The 21,758-nt window shown below is 68.2% G+C and carries 23 protein-coding genes; 17 read left to right on the forward strand and 6 right to left on the reverse strand.

Features of this window, described 5'->3' with window-relative positions:
• The first annotated feature begins 27 nt into the window (after positions 1-27).
• The 11 genes from AC3WPZ_RS10365 to AC3WPZ_RS10415 all read left to right on the forward strand — a co-directional run bounded on the left by AC3WPZ_RS10365 (position 28) and on the right by AC3WPZ_RS10415 (position 10,337).
• On the forward strand, positions 28-453 hold the full coding sequence (locus AC3WPZ_RS10365) for a DUF2069 domain-containing protein (RefSeq protein WP_492439479.1): 426 nt from the start codon (positions 28-30) through the stop codon (positions 451-453).
• Positions 450-1,880 carry an FAD-binding oxidoreductase gene (locus AC3WPZ_RS10370; protein WP_444688755.1) on the forward strand — a complete coding sequence of 477 codons (1,431 nt, stop codon included), beginning with the start codon at positions 450-452 and terminating at the stop codon, positions 1,878-1,880. Before AC3WPZ_RS10365 ends, AC3WPZ_RS10370 begins: the two co-directional genes overlap by 4 nt.
• Positions 1,877-2,791 carry a lytic transglycosylase domain-containing protein gene (locus AC3WPZ_RS10375; protein ID WP_382159049.1) on the forward strand — a complete coding sequence of 305 codons (915 nt, stop codon included), beginning with the start codon at positions 1,877-1,879 and terminating at the stop codon, positions 2,789-2,791. Before AC3WPZ_RS10370 ends, AC3WPZ_RS10375 begins: the two co-directional genes overlap by 4 nt.
• 162 nt (positions 2,792-2,953) lie before the next feature.
• Positions 2,954-4,486, forward strand: coding sequence for a class I adenylate-forming enzyme family protein (locus tag AC3WPZ_RS10380; RefSeq protein ID WP_492439428.1), 1,533 nt, complete (start codon positions 2,954-2,956; stop codon positions 4,484-4,486).
• Positions 4,483-5,430 (forward strand): fumarylacetoacetate hydrolase family protein, encoded by a 948-nt coding sequence (locus tag AC3WPZ_RS10385; protein ID WP_492439430.1) that lies wholly within the window; start codon positions 4,483-4,485, stop codon positions 5,428-5,430. Before AC3WPZ_RS10380 ends, AC3WPZ_RS10385 begins: the two co-directional genes overlap by 4 nt.
• Before the next feature lie 35 nt (positions 5,431-5,465).
• Positions 5,466-6,413 (forward strand): ABC transporter substrate-binding protein, encoded by a 948-nt coding sequence (locus AC3WPZ_RS10390; protein ID WP_444688752.1) that lies wholly within the window; start codon positions 5,466-5,468, stop codon positions 6,411-6,413.
• 5 nt (positions 6,414-6,418) lie between these two features.
• Positions 6,419-7,189 (forward strand): ABC transporter ATP-binding protein, encoded by a 771-nt coding sequence (locus tag AC3WPZ_RS10395; RefSeq protein WP_444688751.1) that lies wholly within the window; start codon positions 6,419-6,421, stop codon positions 7,187-7,189.
• 1 nt (position 7,190) lies between these two features.
• Positions 7,191-7,967: an ABC transporter permease gene (locus AC3WPZ_RS10400; RefSeq protein WP_492439433.1), complete on the forward strand. Its 777-nt coding sequence runs from the start codon at positions 7,191-7,193 to the stop codon at positions 7,965-7,967.
• The gene (locus AC3WPZ_RS10405) at positions 7,964-8,728 is read left to right on the forward strand and encodes an ABC transporter permease (protein ID WP_382323938.1); all 765 of its coding nucleotides are present in this window, start codon (positions 7,964-7,966) and stop codon (positions 8,726-8,728) included. Before AC3WPZ_RS10400 ends, AC3WPZ_RS10405 begins: the two co-directional genes overlap by 4 nt.
• A 37-nt stretch (positions 8,729-8,765) precedes the next feature.
• Positions 8,766-9,773, forward strand: coding sequence for an MBL fold metallo-hydrolase (locus AC3WPZ_RS10410; protein ID WP_444688750.1), 1,008 nt, complete (start codon positions 8,766-8,768; stop codon positions 9,771-9,773).
• Positions 9,774-9,806: 33 nt separating this feature from the next.
• The gene (locus AC3WPZ_RS10415; RefSeq protein ID WP_382159062.1) at positions 9,807-10,337 is read left to right on the forward strand and encodes a cupin domain-containing protein; all 531 of its coding nucleotides are present in this window, start codon (positions 9,807-9,809) and stop codon (positions 10,335-10,337) included.
• Between the two features lie 22 nt (positions 10,338-10,359).
• Here the strand turns inward: AC3WPZ_RS10415 and AC3WPZ_RS10420 are convergent, their stop codons facing one another.
• On the reverse strand, positions 10,360-10,938 hold the full coding sequence (locus AC3WPZ_RS10420; protein WP_382323937.1) for a LuxR C-terminal-related transcriptional regulator: 579 nt from the start codon (positions 10,936-10,938) through the stop codon (positions 10,360-10,362).
• Between the two features lie 87 nt (positions 10,939-11,025).
• On the opposite strand from AC3WPZ_RS10420, the gene AC3WPZ_RS10425 reads away from it, so the two are divergent.
• From AC3WPZ_RS10425 to AC3WPZ_RS10435, 3 genes are read left to right on the forward strand one after another with little or no spacing between them, the layout of a single operon-like run.
• Positions 11,026-11,838 carry a thymidylate synthase gene (locus tag AC3WPZ_RS10425; protein ID WP_382159065.1) on the forward strand — a complete coding sequence of 271 codons (813 nt, stop codon included), beginning with the start codon at positions 11,026-11,028 and terminating at the stop codon, positions 11,836-11,838.
• Between the two features lie 22 nt (positions 11,839-11,860).
• Positions 11,861-12,754 (forward strand): DMT family transporter, encoded by an 894-nt coding sequence (locus AC3WPZ_RS10430; RefSeq protein WP_382159067.1) that lies wholly within the window; start codon positions 11,861-11,863, stop codon positions 12,752-12,754.
• A gap of 4 nt (positions 12,755-12,758) precedes the next feature.
• Positions 12,759-13,268 carry a dihydrofolate reductase gene (locus AC3WPZ_RS10435; protein ID WP_492439436.1) on the forward strand — a complete coding sequence of 170 codons (510 nt, stop codon included), beginning with the start codon at positions 12,759-12,761 and terminating at the stop codon, positions 13,266-13,268.
• On the opposite strand, the gene AC3WPZ_RS10440 is transcribed toward AC3WPZ_RS10435, so the two are convergent.
• Entirely contained in the window at positions 13,244-13,903 is a 660-nt protein-coding gene (locus AC3WPZ_RS10440) for a helix-turn-helix transcriptional regulator (RefSeq protein ID WP_492439438.1), read from the reverse strand. The genes AC3WPZ_RS10435 and AC3WPZ_RS10440 overlap by 25 nt on opposite strands.
• Before the next feature lie 70 nt (positions 13,904-13,973).
• Here AC3WPZ_RS10440 and AC3WPZ_RS10445 point away from each other — a divergent pair, with 70 nt between their 5' ends.
• The 3 genes from AC3WPZ_RS10445 (at position 13,974) to xth (ending at position 16,622) form a co-directional block, all read left to right on the forward strand.
• Positions 13,974-15,416: an MFS transporter gene (locus tag AC3WPZ_RS10445; RefSeq protein ID WP_492439440.1), complete on the forward strand. Its 1,443-nt coding sequence runs from the start codon at positions 13,974-13,976 to the stop codon at positions 15,414-15,416.
• A gap of 9 nt (positions 15,417-15,425) precedes the next feature.
• Positions 15,426-15,743 (forward strand): tetratricopeptide repeat protein, encoded by a 318-nt coding sequence (locus AC3WPZ_RS10450; protein ID WP_382323932.1) that lies wholly within the window; start codon positions 15,426-15,428, stop codon positions 15,741-15,743.
• A 102-nt stretch (positions 15,744-15,845) separates the two neighbouring features.
• A complete protein-coding gene (xth, locus tag AC3WPZ_RS10455; protein ID WP_492439442.1) occupies positions 15,846-16,622 on the forward strand; it encodes an exodeoxyribonuclease III in 777 nt (258 codons plus the stop codon).
• A 6-nt stretch (positions 16,623-16,628) separates the two neighbouring features.
• On the opposite strand, the gene ntrC is transcribed toward xth, so the two are convergent.
• The 4 genes from ntrC to glnA all read right to left on the reverse strand — a co-directional run bounded on the left by ntrC (position 16,629) and on the right by glnA (position 21,543).
• Positions 16,629-18,188, reverse strand: a complete 1,560-nt coding sequence (gene ntrC / locus AC3WPZ_RS10460) for a nitrogen regulation protein NR(I) (RefSeq protein ID WP_492439444.1) — start codon at positions 18,186-18,188, stop codon at positions 16,629-16,631.
• Between the two features lie 48 nt (positions 18,189-18,236).
• On the reverse strand, positions 18,237-19,394 hold the full coding sequence (gene glnL / locus AC3WPZ_RS10465; RefSeq protein WP_492439446.1) for a nitrogen regulation protein NR(II): 1,158 nt from the start codon (positions 19,392-19,394) through the stop codon (positions 18,237-18,239).
• Complete coding sequence (locus AC3WPZ_RS10470; protein WP_382159084.1) at positions 19,391-19,918, reverse strand: efflux RND transporter periplasmic adaptor subunit; 528 nt, start codon at positions 19,916-19,918, stop codon at positions 19,391-19,393. The genes glnL and AC3WPZ_RS10470 overlap by 4 nt, the downstream gene beginning before the upstream one ends.
• A 209-nt stretch (positions 19,919-20,127) precedes the next feature.
• Positions 20,128-21,543: a type I glutamate--ammonia ligase gene (glnA, locus tag AC3WPZ_RS10475; RefSeq protein ID WP_291114810.1), complete on the reverse strand. Its 1,416-nt coding sequence runs from the start codon at positions 21,541-21,543 to the stop codon at positions 20,128-20,130.
• Positions 21,544-21,758: the final 215 nt, after the last annotated feature.

A 21,758-nucleotide genomic window follows, 5' to 3' on the forward strand; every position in this document is an offset into this window, starting at 1 on the left:
CCCTCATCCCCCTCGCCCTCCAGCGCCCTGGACACCCCTTCCGCCGTGCGCGGCACCCGCTGGCTCGCCGTGGGCAGCCTGCTGGGCCTGATCGTGCTCGGCCTGGCCTGGGAACTGTGGCTCGCGCCGCTGCGCGAAGGCGGCTCCTGGTGGGCCATCAAGGTGCTGCCGCTGACCGTGCCGCTGGCCGGTCTGCTGAAAAACCGCATGTACACCTACCGCTGGGTCAGCCTGCTGGTGTGGCTGTATTTCACCGAAGGCGCGGTGCGCGCCACCAGCGAGTCGGGCACCTCGATGTGGCTGGCCTGGCTGCAGGTGCTGCTGTGCATCGCCCTCTTCGCGGCCTGCGCGCTGCACGTGCGCATGCGCCTGCGCGCCGCCGGCAAGGAAGCCGTGGCCGCCGACGTGGCCAGCTCCACCGCCGCGGCCGAATCCCGCGTGGCCAAACCATGAGCGCCGATCTGCTGCAAGCGCTGCGCGCGGCCGTGGGGCCGGCCCAGGTGCTGACCCACGAAGACCCCGCCGCCGACCTCTCCGCCTGGGAAAACGACTGGCGCAAGCGCGCGCAGGGCCGCGCGCTGGCCGTGGTGCGCCCGGGAAGCACCGCCGAGGTGGCCGCCGTGGTGCGCGCCTGCGCCCAGGCCGGGGCGGCCATCGTGCCCCAGGGCGGCAACACCGGCCTGGTGGTGGGCTCGGTGCCCGACGATTCCGGCACCCAGGTGGTGCTGAGCCTCACGCGCATGAACGCCGTGCGCGCCATCGACGGCGCCAACCTCACGATGACGGTGGAAGCCGGCTGCGTGCTGCAGTCGCTGCAGGACGCGGCCGAGAACGCCGGCTTCCTGTTTCCCCTGAGCCTGGCGGCCGAGGGCAGCTGCACGATCGGCGGCAACCTGGCCACCAACGCGGGCGGCACACAGGTGGTGCGCTACGGCAACGCGCGCGAACTCTGCCTGGGCCTGGAGGTGGTGACGGCGCAGGGCGAGGTGTGGCACGGCCTCACCGGCCTGCGCAAGGACAACACCGGCTACGACCTGCGCGACCTCTTCATCGGCAGCGAGGGCACGCTGGGCGTGATCACCGCCGCCACGCTCAAGCTCTACCCGCTGCCCGCCGCGCAACTCACCGCCTGGGCCGCCGTGCCCACGCTGGACGCCGCCGTGGCGCTGCTGGGCCTGGCGCACCAGCACCTGGGCGCAGGCCTGACCGGCTTCGAGGTGATGGGCCAGTTCGCCCTGGGCCTGGTGGACAAGCACTTTCCCGCCCTGCGGGTGCCGCTGTGGGCGGACAGCCCCTACTGCGTGCTGCTGGAGAACAGCGACAGCGAATCGGAAGAGCATGCGCGCGGGCAGTTCGAGCGCCTGCTCGAAACCGCCTTCGAGCAAGGCCTGGTGAGCGACGCGGTGGTGGCCGAAAGCCTCTCGCAGGCGCGTGGCCTGTGGCACATCCGCGAGAGCATTCCACTGGCCCAGGCCGAAGAGGGCCTGAACATCAAACACGACATCAGCATCCCGGTCTCGCGCATCCCCGCCTTCTGCGCCGAGACCGACGCCTTGCTGCAGCGCGAGATCCCCGGCGTGCGGCTGGTGAATTTTGGCCACCTGGGCGACGGCAACCTGCACTACAACGTGCAGGCGCCGGCCGACGGAGATGCCAAAAAGTTCCTGAATGAGCAGGAAACGCGCGTGAACACCCTGGTTTTCGATGCGGTGGCGCGCTACGATGGATCGATCAGCGCCGAACACGGCGTGGGCAGCCTCAAGGCCGCCCACCTGCCCCACTACAAGGACCCGGTTGCCCTGGGCCTGATGCGCGCCATCAAGCAGGCGCTCGATCCTCACCACCTCATGAACCCTGGCCGCGTGCTCACCCACCCATGAATCTCCGCCGTCCCGCCCGCCTCTTGCTCGTGTGCGCGCTCGCCGCCACGGGTTGGGCGCACGCGGTCGAGGCGAACCAGCGCCAGGCCTGGCGCGAGCAGGCGCTGGCGTACGAACACGGGGAAGGCGTGGCGCGCGACACCAATGCGGCGATCGCGCTCTACTGCCGCGCCGCACTCGCGGGGGACGCGGTCTCGGCCTACAACCTGGGCTGGCTCTACGCCAACGGCCGGGGCACGCCGCGCCACGACGGCTACGCCGCTCACTGGTTCGCGCGCGCGGCCCTGCTGGGCGACGCCCAGGCCGAGGCGATGTTCAAGCGACTGGACACACCGGCCGACAAACCCGAGTGCGTGCTGCAGGCCGAACGGGCCGAACAGCAGCGCGCCGAGCAGGAGCGGCTGACCGCCGAAGCCGATGCGGTGGTCACGCGCTACCGCGACTGGGTCAACACGCCCGAGCAGCAGCGCATCATGAAGATCGTCTACAAGCTCGCGCCGCAGTTCGGCATCGAGCCCGGCCTGGCCTTCGCCGTGATCAAGGCCGAGTCCAATTTCAACGTGCACGCCCTGTCGGACAAGAACGCCCAGGGCCTGATGCAACTCATTCCCGAGACCGCCGCGCGCTTCCGCGTGAACAAGCCCTTCGACGCCGAGCAGAACATCCGCGGCGGCCTGTCCTACCTGCAGTGGCTGCTGGCCTACTTCAAGGGCAACGTGCCCCTGGTGCTGGCCGCCTACAACGCGGGCGAAGGCACGGTGGAGCGCTACCGCGGCGTGCCGCCGTTCCCCGAAACGCAGGGCTACATCAAGCGCATCCAGCAGATCTTCGCCCTGCAGCAGCATCCCTTCGACGAGCGCATCACGGCGCCGTCGCCGGCCTTGCCCGGCATCGCCTCCGTGCGCCCCTGAGCGGCGGCCCGGCAGGCCACGCGCGCGCGGCGCGCGCTCGAATCAGTAGTAACCCCATGAGGTAGTCCTACGACTATCAGGCGCAGAGGCGCGTTCCTAGAATTTTCGAATCACAAGCCATGCGCCACGGCACCCGGGCATGGTCACAGGAGACGAAGTTTCATGAACATCGCGCAGCTGCTCGTGCGTTCGGCCCGAACCTTCCCCGACCGGGATGCCGTGCTGCTGGGTGCGCGCGTGTGCTGCGACTACCGCGAACTGGCCCGCCGGGCCGGGGCGCTCGGCACCGGCCTGTCGCAGCACCTGGGCCTGCGGCCCGGCGAGCGCGTCGCCCTGCTGCTGCACAACTGCCCGCAGTACCTGGAGGTGCTGTACGGTGCCTGGTCCGCCGGGCTGGTGGTGGTGCCCATCAACCACAAGCTGCATGCGCGCGAAGTCGAGTACATCCTGGCCGACAGCGGCGCTCGGGTCGTGTTCACCTCGGCCGATCTGGGCGCGGACCTGCAGCCCGGCCCGGCCGCCGCCATCGACGTGAACGGCGCCGAGTACCTGTCCCTGCTCGCCAGCGATGCGATGGCACCGGTGCACCGCGCGCCCGACGACATCGCATGGCTGTTCTACACCTCGGGCACGACCGGGCGCCCCAAGGGGGTGATGCAGACGCACCGCAACCTGCTCTCGATGACGCTCTGCTATTTCGCCGACGTGGACACCGTGCGGCCGGGCGACGCGAGCCTCTATGCGGCGCCCATGTCGCACGGTGCCGGCCTTTACAACATCCCGCACGTGCTGGCCGGCGCGCGCCATGTGATCCCCGAGTCCGGCGGTTTCGACCCCGACGAGATCCTCGCGCTGGCCCGCGAGCTGCGCGATGTGTCGATGTTCGCGGCGCCCACCATGGTCAAGCGCCTGGTCGACAGCGCGCTCGCGCGCGGCCTGGACGGCGACGGCATCAAGACCATCGTCTATGGCGGCGGGCCCATGTACGCGGCCGACATCCAGCAGGCCATCGCCGTGATGGGGCCGCGCTTCGTGCAGATCTACGGCCAGGGTGAGTGCCCGATGGCGATCACCGCGCTGTCGCGCGAACACCTGGCCAATCTCGGCCATCCGCGCCATGCGCAGCGCATGGCTTCGGTGGGCGTGGCGCAGAGCAGCGTGGAGATCCGCATCGCGCAACCGGACGGCACCGCGCTGCCCTGCGGCGAGACCGGGGAGATCCTGGTGCGCGGCGACCCGGTGATGCCAGGCTACTGGGGCAACACGGCAGCCACGGCCCAGACCTTGCGCGACGGCTGGCTGCACACCGGCGACATCGGCGAACTCGATGCCGATGGCTTCCTCTCGCTCAAGGACCGATCCAAGGACCTGATCATCAGCGGCGGCTCCAACATCTACCCGCGCGAGGTCGAGGAGGTGCTGCTGCGCCATCCCGGCATCCGCGAGGTGGCCGTGGTCGGCCGCCCGCATGGCGAGTGGGGCGAGGAGGTGCTGGCCTACGTGGTGCCACGCCCCGGCCACACGCTGGACACCGGCGAGCTCGATGCGCTCTGCCTCGCCAGCATCGCGCGCTTCAAGCGCCCGCGCCAGTACCTGCTGCTCGACGAATTGCCCAAGAACAGCTACGGCAAGGTGCTCAAGACCGCTCTGCGGGACCTGGGCGATTCCCCCAACGACAGGAGACACATCCCATGAAACTGGTCACATTCGATCTGCCCGGCGGCCAACGCCACATCGGCGCCATGCTCGCGGGCGAGCAGCGCCTGGTGGACTTCACCGCGTCGTCCACCTCGCCCGCCATGCGCGACATGCTCGCGCTGATCGACGGCGGCGAGGCCGCGCTCAAGGAAGCCCGGCAACTGCTGGACAAAGCCGCCGTCACCCACGCGCTGGCCGATGTGAAGCTGGCCGCGCCACTGCCCGAGCCGCGCCAGATGCGCGACTTCCTGTGCTTCGAGAAACACTTCCGCCAGGCGCGCGCGAACCGCCACCTGTTCGGCGCCACCGACGGCGAGCGCGACCCGGCCAAGGTGGAGATTCCGCCCATCTGGTACGAGGAACCGATCTACTACAAGTGCAACCGCTTCTCGGTGGTGGGCACGGGCGCGGACATCGTCAACCCCGCGTACTGCCAGATGCTGGACTACGAACTCGAGTTCGCCGCCATCCTGGGCAAGAGCGGCAAGAACATCCGCAAGGAAGATGCGCGCTCGCACATCTTCGGCTACCTGATCTTCAACGACGTGAGCGCGCGCGACCAGCAGATGCGCGAGATGGGCGGCACGCTCGGGCCCACCAAGGGCAAGGACTTCGACACCGGCAACGTGCTCGGCCCCTGGCTGGTCACGGCCGACGAGGTCGGCAACCCCTACGACCTGACCATGGTCGCTCGCGTCAACGGCGAGGAATGGTCGCGTGGCAACAGCGGCGAGATGCACCACCGTTTCGAGGACGTGCTGGTCCACGCCTCGCGCGACGAGACGCTGCACGCAGGCGAGTTCTTCGGCTCGGGAACGGTCGGCAGCGGATGCGGACTGGAACTGGGCCGGTTCCTGAAACACGGCGACGTCGTCGAGCTGGAGATTCAGAAGCTCGGCGTGCTGAAGAACCGTGTGGTGTTCCGTCACGCAAGCCAGTGACCGCGTTCTTCCCTAAAACCATCTGGAGACAAGCCATGCACACCTTTATCGCGACCCTGCGTTCCCTTGTGCGCCCCCTGGCGGTGGCCACGCTGCTGAGTGCGGCGGCGGCCCCCGTCTGGGCCCAGAAGATCGTGTTCGGTTTCTCGGCATCCACAGCGTTCGCCAACGCCTTTGTCGCGGCCAACGAAGGCCTCTTCAAGAAACATGGCCTGGACGTGGAGATGAAGCTGGTGCCCAACTCGGCCACCACGCCGGCGGCCCTGATGGCCGGCAGCCTGCAGATCGCCACGCCGACCGCGCCCAACACCATGCAGGCGGTCGAGCAAGGCCTGGACCTGGTGGTGCTGGCCGGCGGCGGCTACTACACCAAGGGCATGGAAGACGTGGCCATCATGGTCCGCCCCGACAGCCCCATCAAGACCGCCAAGGACTTCGAGGGCAAGCGCGTGTCCACCCCGGGCCTCAACGCCTTCCTGCACGTGCTGTTCCGCAAATGGATGGCCGAGAACGGCGGTGACTACAAGAAGGTGACGTTCACCGAGAACGCGTTCGCGCAATCGGTGGACGTGCTGCGCAACGGCCAGGTCGACGGCATCCTCGCGGTGCAGCCCTTCCTCTCGCGCGCCGAGGAAACCAAGGCCGGCCGCGTGGTCGCCTACTACATCGCCGCGCTGGATGGCGAGGTGCAGTCGGGCTGGCACGTCGCCAGCCGCAAGTGGGCCGATGCCAACCCCAAGCAGGTCGCCGCCTTCCGTGCCGCCATCGAGGAAGCCTCGGCCATGGCCCTGAAAGACCCGGGCGTGGTGCGCAAGGCCAACCTGGTCTACATCCCCTTCCCGCCCGAAGTGCAGGCCAAGTTCCCCGACCCCAAGTTCCGCCCGGTCATCACGCCCGAGGTGGTGCAGAACTGGAACAAGATCATGATGGACCAGGACATGCTCAAGAAGCCGATCGACCCGGCGAAGCTGATCTACAAGTGAGCCGCATGAGCCAAGCCAACGATCCCGTCCTGTCCATCACCGGGCTGGACTTCACCGTGGGTTCCCTCAACATCCTGAACGACATCTCGCTCACGGTGCATGAGAAGGAGTTCGTCTGCATCGTCGGTGCCTCGGGCTGCGGCAAGACCACGCTGCTGCGCCTGATGGGCGGCCTGCTGAGCCCCACCCGGGGCCGCGTGCTGTACCGGGGCCGCGCGATCGACGGGCCCGACCCCGAGCTCGCGGTGGTGTTCCAGGACTACGGGCGCGCCCTGCTGCCCTGGCGCACCGTGGCCGGCAACGTGGAGCTGGCGCTGGAGGCGCGCCGCGTGCCCAAGGACGAGCGCGCGCCCATCATCCGCGACATGCTGGAACGGGTGGGCCTGGCCGAGCGGGCCGACGCCTACCCGATCCAGCTCTCCGGCGGCATGCAGCAGCGCCTGCAGATCGCGCGCTGCATGGCGCAGGCGCCGCAGGTGCTGCTGATGGACGAGCCCTTCGGCGCGCTCGACGCGATGACGCGCCAGACCCTGCAGGACGAGGTGGCCCGCCTGTGCGCCGATGCCGGCGTGACGGTGGTGTTCATCACCCACGACCTGGAGGAGGCGATCTACCTGGGCGACCGGGTGATCTCCATGGACAAGCACCCGGGGCGGCTGTCGGAGACGCTGACGATCGAGCTGGAGCGGCCGCGCAACCAGCTCACCACGCGGGAGGACGCGCGCTTCCTGGCCTACCGCCACCGCCTGTTCAACCTCCTGCCACCGGGGCACTGAGATGAATGCATCCATGGCGCGCGTGTTCAAGGGGGTGCTGTTCCCGGCGGCGGTCCTGATCTTCTGGGAGTTCGCGGCCCGCTCCGGGCTGCTCAAGGCCGAGAGCCTGTCGTCCCCGATCGCGATCTTCCGCGCGGCGGTGGGCGTGGTCGCCGACGGCAGCCTGTTCAAGGCCGCGCTGGAGACCTTCGGCGGCGCGGTCGGCGGGCTGGTCGTGGGGGCCACGGCGGGCATTCTGGTCGGCGTCGCCTTCGGCCTCTCGCGCCACCTGTCGCAGCTGATGCGGGTGTCCACCGAGGCGCTGCGGCCCATTCCCTCGGTGGCGCTGATTCCCCTGGCGCTGCTGATCCACGGCTACGGCTTCCAGATGGAGAGCAGCATCGTGGCCTTCTCGTGTTTCTGGCCGTTGCTGATCATCACCGAAAGCGCGGTGCGCGGCATCGAGCCGCGCCTGCTGGAGGTGGCGTACATGCTCAACTTCAGCCTGCGCGAGCGCGTGACCAAGATCGTGCTGCCGGCGGCGCTGCCGCGCATCTTCGTCGGCCTGCGGCTGGCGGCCGCGGTGTCGCTGGTGGTGGCGGTCACGGTGGAGATCACGGCCAACCCGATGGGCCTGGGCTATGCGCTCATCGTCGCGCAGGAGAGCATGCGGCCCGATCGCGTGTTCGCCTTCATCGGCTGGATCGGCCTGATCGGCTGGGCGCTCAACGCTTCGCTGTTGCGCGCGCAGCAGCGCTGGTTCGGGCGCATGGGCAACTGGGCGGAGCAATCGGCATGAAAAAACAACACGGTGTCCTGATGTGGTTCGCCAGCCTGGGCGTGCTCGCCGCGCTGGTCGGCCTGTGGCAGCTCGCCGCGCACCTGGAACTGGTGTCGCCGGTGTTCTTCCCGGCCCCGCTGCGCAGCTTCGAGTCGCTCTGGGACCAGATGGGCACGGCGGACTTCTGGCTCGCGTTTCGCGAAACCCTGCGGCGCATGGTGCTGGGCTTCGTGACCGCCTCGGTCGCGGGCGTCGCGCTGGGCGCGGCGATCGGCCTCTCGCCCCGGCTGCGCGCCTATGTGGAGCCCACGCTGGAGCTGATCCGCCCGCTGCCCGCCTCGGCCATGATCCCGGTCTTCGTGCTGCTGATCGGCCTGAACGACCGCATGATCGTGACGGCGATCGCGTTCTCCTCGCTCTGGCCGGTGCTGCTCAACACGGTGCACGGCTTCAAGACCATCGAGCCCCGGCTGCTGGAGGTGGCGCGCATCCTGCACCTCTCGCGGTTGGAGATGGTCTGGAAGATCGCCCTGCCCAACGCGCTGCCCGACATCTTCGCCGGCCTGCGGCTGGCGCTGACGGTCTCGCTCATCCTCGCGGTGGTGGCCGAGATGCTGGCCGGCACCATCGGCCTGGGCCAGAACATCACGCTGGCCGCGCGCTCCTTCCGCAGCGCCGACCTGTACGCCGGGATCATCGTGCTCGGCGCGGTCGGCTACGTGTCCAACATCCTGCTTCAACGCGCCGAACAGCACCTGCTGCGCTGGCGCACGCCCTGAACCCGGCATCCCCCACCTCAACCACAGGAGACAACCCATGAAATGGCAATACACCAAGGGACTGCACGACATCGGCAATGGCAACTACGCGTGGCTGCTGCCCGACGGCACCTGGGGCTGGAGCAACGCCGGCCTGGTGACCGACAGCGGCGAGTCGCTGCTGGTGGACACCCTGTTCGACCTCAAGCTCACGCGCGAGATGCTGCACGCCATGCGCAACGCGGTGCCCGAGGCCAAGGAGATCGCGCAGGTGGTCAACACCCACGCCAACGGCGACCACTACTTCGGCAACCAGCTGGTGGCCGACTCGGAGATCATCGTCTCGCAGGCCTGCGCCGACGAGATGCTCGCGCACCCGCCCCAGGCCCTGATCGACCGCTTCCGCAACTACAAGGAACTGGGCGACGGCGGCGAATTCCTCATGAAGGCCATGGGCCGCGTGTTCGATTTCCGCGGCATCGTCTACACCCCGCCCACCAAGACCTTCAGCGGCGAGATCGACCTCAAGGTGGGCAACAAGACCGTGAAGCTGGTCGAAGTCGGACCGGCCCACACCAAGGGCGACGTGCTCGCCTACATCCCCGAAGACAAGATCGTCTACACCGGCGACATCCTGTTCAACGGCGGCCACCCCATCGTCTGGGCGGGCCCGGTGGACAACTGGATCCGCGCCTGCGACCTCATGCTCGGCTGGGACGTGGACGTGGTGGTGCCCGGCCATGGCCCGATCACCGACAAGACGGGCGTGCGCGCGCTCAAGCATTACCTGGAGTACGTCAAGGCCGAGGCGCGCAAGCGCTACGACCAGGGCATGACGCTCGAACAGGCGGTGGACGACATCTCGCTGCGCGAGTTCAACTCGTGGACCGACGCCGAACGCATCTACGTCACCGTCAACAACCTGTACCAGGAGTTCAGCGGCGACACCTCGCCGCCGGACACCGTGAAGCTGTTCGGCCTGATGGCGCACTACGAAGAGCGCCAGCGCAGGCTGCACGGCAACGTGATCGGCTGCGGCCCCAACTGCAACCACGCCAACCACTGAACACCCCTCAGACCACCTCAAGGAGACACACACATGGCCTGGAGAATCCGCCGCGTCGTGACCGGGCACGACGCCCAGGGTCGCTCGACCTTCATCATGGATGGCCTCGCGCCCAACATCAAGGAAATGGCGTCCATGCCGGGCGTGGCCTTGACCGACCTGTGGGAGACCACCACCGCTCCGGCCGACAACACCGGCACGGCGGACGCCGCTGCGCGCCCGGTCAAGCTGGAGCCGCCGCAGGTGGGCAGCATCCTGCGCATCGTGGAATTCCCGCCCGACACCATGTGGCAGGGCGCCGACGCGGCCAAGGCCTTCGAGTCCATCGGTGCGGGGCACGCGCCCGATGCCCATTCGGACGACCCGATGCGCCACAAGACCAGCACCATCGACTACATCGTGGTGCTCAAGGGCGAGATCTACGCCATCCTGGACACGGGCGAAACGCTGCTCAAGGCCGGGGACATCCTGGTCCAGCGCGGGACCATGCATTCGTGGAGCGTGCGCGGCACCGAGCCCTGCATCGTGGCGGCCATCCTGATCGGCGCCACGCCGCACGCCTGAGCAACGCCCGCCTCCCGCCCGCTCAGGGCGAGGGCGGCATGCCCAGGATGCGCGCGATCAGCTCGCCGGTGGAGTTCACGTCCAGCTTGCGCATCAGGCGCATGCGGTGCGCCTCCACCGTGCGGTGGCTGACGTTGAGGTCCTTGGCGATCTGCTTGCTGGTCAGGCCGGTGATGACCCGGGCCGCGATCTCGCGTTCGCGCGCGGTGAGCGGCGCGTTCACCGGGCGGGCTTCGCTGATGTCGTCGAACACCCAGATCACCGACGCGAAGGGCGACTCCGGCGTGAAGGACCGCCCCGACACCGCGCACCAGAACATGCGCCCGTTGGCGTGCCGCATGATGCGCTGATCCCGGTGGTTGCCGTTCTGCCGCATGCTGACCACCCAGGTCTCGCCGATGTGCTCGAACTCCTCGTGCGAGGGATACAGCATCTCGGTGGATTGCCCGACCAGGGCGCTCACCGGGTAACCGAACATCTCCGACATGGCCCGGTTGCAGCGCTCGATGATGCGCTGGCGGGTCACCATCAGACCGACCGGCGCGAGCTCGAAAATCATTTCGGGCTCGGCGATGGATTCAGACAGGGTCTTGGGCGTCATCGGGCGTCGGGGTGATGGGCCATTATGGCGCAGGGGTTCGGCGCGCCGCCGCCTCGGGGCCGGGCCGAAACAGGCACAATTCCGTCCATGACCGACCGCCCCATCCGCTCACAGTACGAAGATTTCATGCGCCACGTGTTCACCACGGGCGTGCAGAAAACCGATCGCACCGGCACCGGCACCACCAGCGTGTTCGGCCACCAGATGCGCTTCGATCTCAACGAAGGTTTTCCCCTCGTGACCACCAAGAAGGTGTTCACCAAGGCCATCATCGTCGAGCTGCTGTGGTTCCTGCGCGGCGACAGCAACGTGAAGTGGCTGCAGGAGCGCGGCTGCACGATCTGGGACGAGTGGGCGCGCGAAGACGGCGACCTCGGACCGGTGTACGGCGTGCAGTGGCGCAACTGGCCGGCGCCGGACGGGCGCCACATCGACCAGATCAGCGAGGTGGTCAAACAGCTCAAGACCAACCCCGACTCGCGCCGCATCATCGTGAGCGCCTGGAACGTGGCCGACCTCGACAAGATGGCCCTGATGCCCTGCCACGCGTTCTTCCAGTTCTACGTGGCCGACGGCAAGCTGAGCTGCCAGCTCTACCAGCGCAGCGCCGACATTTTCCTGGGCGTGCCGTTCAACATCGCCAGCTACGCGCTGCTCACCCACATGCTGGCGCAGCAGTGCGACCTGGAAGTGGGCGAATTCATCTGGACCGGCGGCGACTGCCACATCTACAGCAACCACCACGAGCAGGTGCAGACGCAGCTCGCGCGCGCCCCGCACCCCTACCCCACGCTGCGCATCAAGCGCCGCCCCGCATCGATCTTCGACTACGAGCTCGACGACTTCGAGATCCTCGACTACCAGCACCATCCCGCCATCAAGGCGCCGGTGGCGGTCTGAGCCCGCGCCCGCCGCGGACCACGTGATCACCCGCCGCCAGCTCTGGGCGCTGCTCGCCCTCACGCTCATGTGGGGCGTGAACTGGCCCATGATGAAGCTCTCGCTGCAGGAGCTCACGCCGCTGTATTTCCGCGCCAGCACCATGATGCTGGGCGCGCTCGGCCTGTTCATCTACGTCGCCCGCCTGGGCGAGCGCATGCGCCCCACGCGCGCCGAATGGGCCGCCATCGCCTGGCTCGGCCTGCCCAACGTGCTGGGCTGGCACACGCTCTCGATCTTCGGCGTGCAGGAACTCGCCTCCGGCCGCGCGGCCATCCTGGGCTTCACCATGCCGATCTTCACGGTGCTGATCGGCGCGGCCTTCTTCGGCGAGCGCATCACGCCGCGCGTGCGCACGGCCGTGGTGTGCGCGGGCATCGCCATCGCGCTGCTGCTGTGGCACGAGCTGCAAAGCCTGAGCGGCCGGCCCACCGGCATCGCGTGGATGCTGGGCGCCGCCTTCTGCTGGGGCGTGGGCACGCTGCAGTTCCGCCGCGCCCACCTCACGCTCTCGCCCATGGTGGTCACGGTCTGGATGCTGCTGCTGGGCAGCGGTGTGGTGGGGGCGCTGGCCCTCGCGCTGGAACCGGTGCCCCGGCTGGCGGGCTTTTCGGTGCCGATGTGGATCAGCCTGCTGTATGGCGTGTGCATCAACTACGGTGTGGCGCAGTTGATCTGGTTCGGCATGGCGCGCAACCTGCCGCCGGCCACCAGCGCCATGAGCGTGATGGCGATCCCGCTGGTGGGCACGCTGAGCGCGACCTTCATCGTGGGCGAGGTGCCGCACTGGCAGGACTGGGTCGCCATCGGCTTCGTGATGATGGCCATTGCCAGTGTGCTCTGGCCAGCCCGGCCTGCTCTGCCGGCGGCACAATAGGCGCATGCCCCAGCCCACCACCCGATTGCACCTCATCTTCGCGCGCGCCGCCAATGGCGTGATCGGCAAGGACAACGCCTTGCCCTGGCACCTGCCGGAGGACATGGCGCACTTCAAGCGCACCACGCTCGGCCACCCCGTGATCATGGGCCGCAAGACCTGGGATTCGCTGCCACCCAAATTCCGCCCACTGCCGGGCCGGCTCAACATCGTAGTCACGCGCGACACCGCCTGGCAGGCCGAAGGCGCTGCCCGGGCGAACTCGCTGCCCGAAGCCGTGTCGCTGTGCCCCGCGGGCTCGGACGCCTGGGTGATCGGCGGCGCGCAGATCTACGCCGCCGCCCTGCCGCTGGCCGACACCGCCGTGGTCACCGAGATCGCACGCGATTTCGAGGGCGATGCGCACGCCCCCGTGTTCGGCCCCGAATGGCAGGAAACCGCGCGCGAAACCCACACGGCCGCCAACGGCCTGCCCTTCGCGTTCGTCAGCTACACCCGGGCCACGACGCGGTAGACGCAGCGCGATGCCCCCGCGAGCACGTGCTGCTCGCGCGTGACGCGGCCGTCGCCGCCGATGATGTCCTGGAACAGCAGCAGCTCCGAGCGGCAGAAGCCCTGGCAACTGCGCGCCGCGGCGCAGATCGGACAGTGGTCCTCGATCAGCAGCCAGTCCTTGCCGTCGCGCTCGACGCGCGCCATGTAGCCCTCTTCGCTGCGCACCACCGCGAGCTGCTCCAGGCGCTTCGCCATGGTCTTGCCGGTGCAGCGCTGCCGGTACAGCGTGCGGGCATCGGCTTCGCGCTGCGAGATCAACCGCTCCAGGCCCTGCTCGCCAAACAGCTGCCGCACCGAGCCGATCAACTGCACCGTCAGCTGCGCATGGGTGTCGGGAAAACGGCGGTGACCGGCCTCGGTCAGCGCCCAGTTCTGCCGGGGCCGACCCACGCCGACCGCAGCTTCCTGCACGCCCTCGAGCACGCCCGCCGCGACCAGTTTCTGCACCTGCTGGCGCGCCGCTTCGGGCGTCAGGCCCAGCGCCTGCGCCAGCCGGGCGGTGGAGGTCGGCCCCCTGGACTTGATGAGGAACAGAAGGCGATCCGCCGTCGGCGATGCACCCGGAATATCCAGGTCTTTACTTGCATAAACCATGGCGCAATCCTAATATGCAAACAATCACTTGGATAATAACCGCGCCACCGCGCACTGTCGAGAATCACGCATGTCTTCCCTGACCGCCCCTTTACCTGCAACGGCTTCCTGGGGCGATCTGCTCAAGGGCAAGAACGGCTGGCTCGCACTGGCCCTGACCGGTGGCGTGGCCCTGCACGCCATCAACGTGCACATCGTCACCACTGTGCTGCCTTCCGTGGTGCAGGACATCGGCGGACTGGACTGGTACGCCTGGAACACCACCTTGTTCGTGGTGGCCTCCATCATCGGCGCCGCACTCTCGGTGCGCGTGCTGTCCTCGCTCGGACCCCGCGGCGCCTGCCTCGCGGCGCTGGGCCTGTTCGCCCTCGGCTCGGCCGTGTGCGCCAGCGCCGGCTCCATGGGCGAGATGCTGATCGGCCGCAGCGTGCAGGGCCTGGGCGGCGGCACCCTGGCGGCCCTGAGCTACGCCCTCATCCGCGTGGTGTTCGAGCCGGCCTTGTGGTTGCGCGCGGTGGCCCTGGTCTCCGGCATGTGGGGCATCGCCACGCTGTGCGGCCCGGCGGCGGGCGGGCTGTTCGCCGAGGCCGGCCACTGGCGCTGGGCTTTCTGGATCCTGCTGCCGATCTCGCTGCTGCAGGCGCTGGTGGTGATGGTGCAGCTGCGCCCCGCGCCCGGCGCCGCACCGAGCCGTGGGCAAAAACCAGAGGTGCCGTTGGTGCAGGTGGGGCTTCTCGCCGGCTCGGTGCTGCTGATCGCGGCGGGAAGCCTGTCGCCGCAGTTGCTGTGGCGAGGCCTGGGTGTGGCCGGTGGCCTGGCCCTGGGCGCCGCCGCCGTCGCGGTGGACCGCCGGGCGGCGGTGCGCCTGCTGCCTTCGGGGGCGACGGCACTGGGCTCGCCGCTGGGCTCGGTGTACGCCATCGTGGCGCTGCTGCTGGTGGGCATGACGACCGAGATCTACGTGCCCTACTTCCTGCAGGTGCTGCACGGCTACACGCCGCTGGCGGCGGGTTACCTCACCGCGGCCATGGCGGCCGGCTGGAGCGCGGGCTCCTTGCTGTCGTCGGGGCGCGGCGGTGCCGCTGCCGCCCGGCTGCTGCGCGTCGGTCCGCTGTTGACCACCCTCAGCCTGCTGGCCCTGGCGGTGGTGATACCGGTCGGCGCGGACCTGAGCCCCGGCGCGCGCCTGCTGCTTTGCGGCCTGCCGCTGGCCGGTGCCGGGGCTGGCGTGGGCATCGGCTGGCCCCATCTGCTCAACCGCGTGCTGAACCTCGCGCCCCCCGGGGAAGGCGGCATGGCGTCGGCCGCCATCACCACCATCCAGCTCTACGGCATGGCCGTGGGCGCGGCGGTGGCCGGTCTGGTGGCGAACGCCGCGGGCCTCAGCGACCCGGGCGGCCCGGCCGGTGCGCGCGCCGCCGCGGTCTGGCTGTTCGCGAGCTTCGCCCTGGCGCCGGCCCTGGCGACGCTGCTGGCCCGCCGCATCACGCGCGCACCGGGCAGCCACCCATGAGGAGACGCCATGCGCGAACGGCTCGAGAAAATGCTGGCCGAGGGCCGTGACAACGCCCTGCTGCGCTTCGGCTTGGGCCAGGCCTGCCTCAAGGACGAGGACGCCGAAGCCGCGGCGCTGCATCTGACGCAGGCGACGGCGCAGAACCCGCGCCACTCGGCCGCCTGGAAACTGCTCGGTGTGGCGCTCCGCCGGCTCGACCGCCTGGACGCGGCCGAAGCGGCCTGGACCCAGGGCCTGGTGGTGGCCGAACAGCAAGGCGACCACCAGTCGGTCAAGGAAATGACGGTCTTCCTCAAGCGCCTGCGGCGGCCCACACCGGGGTGACGGGCTCGCCCGGTCGGGCCGCGGTTCATCGCATACTTGGCACTTCCGGCCGCATGGCTGGCATGCACCAACACGCTGATCAACCACCACGATGGGTCCACCATGAAACTCGCCACCTGGAACATCAACTCCCTCTCCGTGCGCCTGCCTCAGGTGCTCGACTGGCTGGCCGCCAATCCCGTCGACGCGCTGGGCCTGCAGGAACTCAAACTCGTGGACGAGAAGTTCCCGCACGACGCGCTCAAGGAAGCCGGCTACCACGCCGCTGTCTTCGGCCAGAAGACCTACAACGGCGTGGCCATCCTGAGCCGCAACCCCGTCACCGACATCGTGCGCAACATCCCCCGGCACACCGACGACCAGTCGCGTGTGATCGCCGCGACGCTGGACACGCCCGAAGGCCCGCTGCGCCTGGTCAACTGCTATTTCGTCAACGGCCAGGCACCGGGCACCGACAAGTTCGCCTACAAGATGCTCTGGCTGGAGGCGCTGCACCGCTGGCTGCAGGAAGAACTGAAGGTGCACCAGCGCCTCGTGCTGCTGGGTGATTTCAACGTGGCGCCCGAAGACCGCGACTCGTTCGACCCCGCCGGCCTGAAAGACACCATCCACCACACGGTCGAAGAGCGCACGCATTTCCAGGCCTTGCTCGACCTGGGATTGACGGACGCCTACCGCCTGTTCGAGCAACCGGAGAAAAGCTACTCGTGGTGGGACTACCGCATGCTGGGCTTCCAGAAGAACCGGGGGCTGCGCATCGACCACATTCTGGTGAGCGAGGCGCTGCGCGGCCGCGTGACGGCCTGCCACATCGACCGCCTGCCGCGCAAGAACCCGCAGCCCAGCGACCACGCACCGGTGGTGGTCACGCTGGGCTGAGCCCGTTCACTCGAGGTTCAGTTCCTGGATCTTGCGGGTGATGGTGTTGCGGCCGATGCCGAGCTTGTGCGCGGCCTCGATGCGGCGCCCACGCGTGTTGGCCAGCGCGGTCTGGATCAGGCGCGTTTCGAAACGGCGCGTGAGCACGTCCCACACATCGGTGCGGCCGTCTTCGAGCAAGGCCTGGGCCTCGGCCTGCAGGCCACTCTCCCAGGCCAGAGGCGCCACCCGCGCGGTCTCCGCCTCGGGTGAGGCGACGGCCGATTCGGCGTGGGCGATGGCCGCCGAACTGCCTGCGTAGACGGGCTCGGGCACGGCAGGCGCCATGAGGCCGGTCGGCAGGGAAGACACCAACGGGGCCTCCGAGGCGGCCGGGTGGGCCACGGCGGGAGCGGTGCCGCTCATGGACAGCACCTCGGGCGGCAGGTCCTTGAGTTCGATCACCTGGGCCGGGGCCATCACCGTGAGCCAGTGGCAGACGTTTTCCAGCTGGCGCACATTGCCGGGGAAGTCGAAGGCGCCGAGCAGCTTCAAGGCCGCCTCGGAAATGCGCTTGGGCTCCACGCCCAGCTGTTTGGCGCTTTGCTGCAGGAAGAAGCGCGTGAGCATGGGCACGTCTTCGCGCCGCTCGCGCAGCGCGGGCAGGCGCAGGCGGATCACGTTGAGGCGGTGGAACAAGTCTTCGCGGAACACGCCTTCCTTGACGCGCTGCTCCAGGTTCTGGTGGGTGGCGGCGATCACGCGCACGTTGGCGCGCACGGCGCTGTGGCCGCCCACGCGGTAGAAGTGGCCGTCGGACAGCACGCGCAGCAGGCGCGTCTGCAGGTCGAACGGCATGTCGCCGATTTCGTCGAGGAACAGCGTACCGCCATCGGCCTGCTCGAAGCGGCCCCGGCGCATGGTCTGCGCGCCGGTGAAGGCCCCACGCTCGTGGCCGAACAGTTCCGACTCCAGCAGGTCCTTGGGGATGGCTGCGGTGTTGATGGCCACGAAGGGCCCGGCCGCGCGCGGCGAATGCTTGTGCAGCGCGCGCGCCACCAGCTCCTTGCCCGAACCCGACTCGCCGGTGATCAGCACCGTGACCTGGCTCTGGCTCAGGCGCCCGATGGCGCGGAACACGTCCTGCATCGCGGGCGCCTGGCCGAGCATTTCGGGCGCGGCGCTCATGCGCTCCTCGGCCACTTCCTCGCGCAGGCTTTCGTCCACCGCGCGGCGGATCAGCTCGACCGCCTTGGGCAGATCGAAGGGCTTGGGCAGGTATTCGAAGGCACCGCCCTGGAAGGCCGAGACCGCACTGTCCAGGTCGGAGAACGCGGTCATGATGATGACCGGCAGGCCGGGCAGCTTTTCCTTGACCTTCTCCAGCAGCTCCAGCCCCGAACCGCCGGGCATGCGGATGTCGCTCACCAGGATCTGGGGGCCCTCGTGTTCGGGCGTGTCGATCAGGGCCTTGAGCACGTCCTGCGGGTTGGTGAAACTGCGCGTGGGCAGGTTCTCGCGCAGCAGCGCCTTTTCGAGCACGAAGCGAATCGATTGGTCGTCGTCCACTATCCAGATCGGCTTCATTGAGTTGTCTTCCCTTCTTGTGGCGCGGCGTTCGACGGTCGGTGACGGCTAGGGCAACGGAATCAGAATCTTGAAATCCGTCTCGTTCGGCACGCTCTCACACTCGATCAATCCATGGTGCTGCTGGACAAAGGTCTGCGCCAGCGTGAGCCCCAGGCCGGAGCCGCCATCCCGCCCCGACACGAGCGGGAAAAAGATGCGGTCCTTGATCGAGTCTGGAACGCCAGGCCCGTTGTCGATCACATGCAATTCCAGTGCCAGCCGATAGCGCTGTTTACCAAACGTCACCTGTCGGCCCACGCGCGTGCGGAACACGATGCGCGCATCGCCCGCCGCGATGCGTTCGCTCAGCGCCTGCGCGGCGTTGTGCGCGATGTTGAGCACGGCCTGGATGAGCTGCTCGCGATCGCCGCGGAACTCGGGGATGGAGGTGTCGTAGTCGCGCACGACCTTCAAGCCCTTGGGAAACTCGGCCAGGATGAGCGAGCGCACGCGCTCGCACACCTCGTGGATGTTCACGTCGCCCACCACGTGAGGCCGGCGGTGCGGCGCGAGCAGGCGGTCCACCAGCGACTGCAGCCGATCCGCCTCGTGGATGATGACCTGGGTGTACTCGATCAACTCGCGGGACTCCAGCTCCATCTGCAGCAACTGGGCCGCACCGCGAATGCCGCCGAGCGGGTTCTTGATCTCGTGCGCGAGGTTGCGGATGAGTTCCTTGTTCGCCTGCGCCTGATCGATCAGCCGCTCTTCGCGCTCCTGGCGCGCCTGCTGCTCCAGCGGCAGCAGCTCGACGATCACCTCACCCGGGTTGTCGGTCTGCGCCACCACCACGTGCACCGGCAGGGCTTCGTGGTTGAGGCGCTTGAGCCAGGCGTCGTAGCGCAGCGCGGCGAACTGGTTGCCGCTCGCGCCCTGCAAGGCGTTTTCCAGCAGCGGGGGTTCGGTGAAGCAGTCCTGCAGCAGCGCGCCCGTGATGCTGCGTCGGGACATCCCCAGCGCATCCTCCAGCGCCGCGTTGGCGTAGAGCACGCCACCGTGCTGATCCACCACGGCCACCAGGGTGGCCAGCAGGTCGAGGGACTGGAAATGGGAAGACACCGAGGGGGACTTGCGTCCGGCAGCCGACCCGTCCGGGTCGGCCGGGGCCCGGCGCGGGAAAGTGGGAAGAAGGGAGGGGAAGTTGGGCTTTTTCAAGCCGGTCATTTTGCGGCAGAACCGACGGCGTTGGCGGACCCCGGCAGTCGATTCAATTCGCGCTGCAGGCCGGCGACGTCGCTCTCGGCGCGCGCCACGGCGGCCTTGAGTTCGGCCACGCGGTCGAGGTAGCGCTGGTAGTTGCGCGACTCGATGCCCTGCTTCTCGGGCTCGCCGTTGGCGTACTCCTTGCGCGCGAGCGCCAGGCGCTCTTGCGCCTTGCGCAGTTCGGCCTCGAGGATGGCGCGCGCATCGCTGTCGCGCGCGCGCTGCGCGGCCGAGTCGACGCGTTCGTTGGCGCTGCCGTTGCGAGGGGCGGCCGCTGCGGGCGTGGCGCGCGGCGGCGTGGGCCGGGTGCCTTCGATGATGGTGATGTTGCCGCCCTCCATGGGGCTGCAACCCTTGGACTTGGCCACCTGCGCGTCGTTCGTGTATTCGTTGCCGCAACGGTAGATGCGCGCCTGGGCATGGGCTTCCAGGACGCACAGCGCGAGCGTGGCCACGGCCAGCGACCGGATCGTGAGTGAAGGCATCGGATTCAAGGTGACATCAACTCCAGGAAGCGGTTTGGGGTATGGGCGGGCGCACCGATATGCGTTTTTCAGTATGACCGAAAACTGTTTCAAAAGTGCCGTGCCAGCGTGTGAACGGTGGCGATTGACCGCCCGAGCAACAAAAAAGGGGCCACTTGCATGGCCCCTTTCGGGATGGCCCTGGCAGCCCGGCAGAGCCGGGCAAGCCATCACAGGCTGTAGTACATGTCGAACTCGACCGGGTGCGGCGCCATGCGGAAACGCGTGACTTCGCCCATCTTGAGTTCGATGTAGGCGTCGAGCATGGAGTCGGTGAACACACCGCCCTTGGTCAGGAAGCTGCGGTCCTTGTCGAGGTACTCCAGCGCCTGGTCGAGGCTGTGGCACACGGTGGGCACCAGCTTGTCCTCTTCGGGCGGCAGGTGGTACAGGTCCTTGGTGGCGGCTTCGCCCGGGTGGATCTTGTTTTCCACGCCGTCCAGACCCGCCATCATCAGGGCCGAGAAGGCCAGGTAGGGGTTGGCCGAAGGATCTGGGAAACGCGCTTCGATGCGGCGGCCCTTGGGGTTCGCCACGTACGGGATGCGGATCGAGGCAGAACGGTTGCGGGCCGAGTAGGCCAGCTTCACGGGGGCTTCGAAGCCAGGCACCAGGCGCTTGTAGGAGTTGGTGCCAGGGTTGGTGATGGCGTTGAGCGCACGGGCGTGCTTGATGATGCCGCCCACGTAGTACAGGGCGAAATCGCTCAGGCCGGCGTAGCCGTCACCGGCGAACAGGTTCTTGCCGTCCTTCCAGATCGACTGGTGCACGTGCATGCCGCTGCCGTTGTCGCCGGCGTAGGGCTTGGGCATGAAGGTCGCGGTCTTGCCGTAGGCGTTGGCGACGTTCCACACCACGTACTTGAGCACCTGCGTCCAGTCGGCGCGCTCGACCAGCGTGCTGAACTTGGTGCCGATTTCGTTCTGGCCAGCGCCCGCCACTTCGTGGTGGAACACTTCAACCGGGATGCCCAGCGATTCGAGGATCAGGGACATCTCGGCGCGCATGTCCTGCGTGCTGTCGACCGGGGGCACGGGGAAGTAGCCGCCTTTGACGGTGGGACGGTGGCCGCGGTTGCCGCCTTCGAGCTTGGCGCCGCTGTTCCAGGGAGCTTCGTACTCCTCGATCTCGCACATCACGCGGCCGGGTTCGTTGCTCCAGCGCACGCCGTCGAAGATGAAGAATTCAGGTTCCGGTCCGAAGAAGGCGGTGTCGCCCAGGCCGGAGGCCTTGAGGTAGGCCTCGGCGCGCTTGGCGATGGAACGCGGATCGCGGTCGTAGGCCTTGCCGTCGCCCGGCTCGATCACGTCGCATTGCAGGAACAGCGTGGTTTCTTCGAAGAAGGGGTCGATGTTGGCGGTATTGGGGTCGGGCATGAGCTGCATGTCCGAGGCTTCGATGCCCTTCCAGCCAGCCACCGAAGAACCGTCGAACGCGTGGCCCGAGCTGAACTTGTCTTCGTCGAAGTGAGACACGGGCACGGTGACGTGCTGTTCTTTGCCCCGGGTGTCGGTGAAGCGGAAGTCAACGAACTTCACTTCGTTGTCTTTCACCATTTGCATCACGTCTGCGACGGTCTTGGCCATCAAATACTCCTGTAGCTGGGTGAGTGGAAAAATTGAAAACGACGCTGCTGATAAGCAGAATGTGTGCCACAAAGTGGGTCATGCGCGGGCGCTGGCTCCCCCGGCTTCACGGGACAGCGGGAATTATGGCCCAGCCATGCGCCACAAAGGGTCGGCCGGCAGGCATCGAAGCCCTAGGAAGACCGTGCGTTGCACCTTGTCGGGCGTTATCGCCC

This window comes from Hydrogenophaga sp. FW305-3-2-15-A-LB1, from assembly GCF_058787875.1.